Here is a 1223-nt window from a genome sequence, read left to right on the forward strand (position 1 = left end):
GGTCTTGATCTCGCCGACCTCGACCTTCAACCTTTCGGCAAGTGCGGCATCGCCCGAACGCATGGCATTGCCGATCTCCTTCGACGCAGCGTTACGGCGCTCCTGCCTGGTCTGCAGCTCGGTCAGGTGTTCGCGCCGCGCCTCGTCCCTGGCAATCAGATCATCGACCGTGGACTGCGCATCCTGAGCCGACCACGAGCGCTTCTTGAGCGCTTCGACAAGGGCCTTCGGGTTGTCGCGAATCCATTTGATGTCGAGCATGGTTGTTCGTCCTCGGCGGGCATGTCGCCCAAAAGTGCGCAGCGGTTTTGGGACAACGACATGCCCAAAATAAAGACCTAAAACGCATCGCATTTTAGGCCAGAGGGCGTAAACCGCATCCTTGATCGATGCAAGATGTGAAGGCCGAGTTCCTTCGCGCCCCCCTCTGTCCTGCCGGACATCTCCCCCACAAGGAGGGAGATTGGCAGCTTTGCCGACGGCTCACCTATTCCACCCTGCAGATTAGCGAAAGTCGCGACGACAGCCGATCTCCCCACCCGTGGGGGAGATGTCCGGCAGGACAGAGGGGGGCGCGACAGGATGCAACCTATGTAGATGCAGACTTCGTAGACGACACGTCCGCCGACTTTTCGGCCGCCGTTTCCGCGGCCTCCCGCTTCTCGCGCGCCAGACGTTCCCGTTCCTTGCTGCGCTCGATCAGCCGGGCCGACCAGATCGAGACCTCGTAGAGAAGGATCGTGGGAACGGCCAGACCGATCTGGCTGATCGGGTCGGGCGGCGTCAGAATAGCCGCGACGACGAAGGCGATGACGATCGCCCATTTGCGCTTTTCGACCAGCGCCTCGGACGACAGCATGCCCACCCGCGTCATCAGACTGGTCACCACCGGTAACTGGAACACCAGCCCGAAGGAGAAGATCAGCGTCATGATCAGGCTGAGATATTCCGACACTTTCGGCAGCAGGGAAATCTGCACCTGGTCGTCGGTGCCGGTCTGCTGCATGGCGAGGAAGAACCACATCACCATCGGCGTGAAGAAGAAATAGACCAGCGACGCGCCCATCAGGAACAGGATCGGCGAAGCGATCAGGAACGGCAGGAAGGCGTTGCGTTCGTTCTTGTAGAGGCCGGGCGCGATAAATTTATAGATCTGCGTGGCGATCAGCGGAAAGGCGATCACCATGCCGCCGAACATCGCCAGCTTGACCTGGGTGAAGAAG

General features: G+C 60.3%; 1 protein-coding gene and 1 pseudogene. Both read right to left on the reverse strand.

Annotated elements, in window-relative coordinates; genetic code table 11:
* Nucleotides 1–261, reverse strand: a pseudogene (locus tag EOA86_RS35295) (serine--tRNA ligase); the annotation flags it as partial.
* A gap of 328 nt (nucleotides 262–589) precedes the next feature.
* Nucleotides 590–1223, reverse strand: a 634-nt coding sequence (tatC, locus tag EOA86_RS35305; protein ID WP_128345699.1) for a twin-arginine translocase subunit TatC, incomplete at its 5' end; no start/stop codon positions are given.

This window comes from Mesorhizobium sp. M5C.F.Ca.IN.020.32.2.1, from assembly GCF_004023105.1.
GTDB classification, from domain to species: domain Bacteria; phylum Pseudomonadota; class Alphaproteobacteria; order Rhizobiales; family Rhizobiaceae; genus Mesorhizobium; species Mesorhizobium wenxiniae.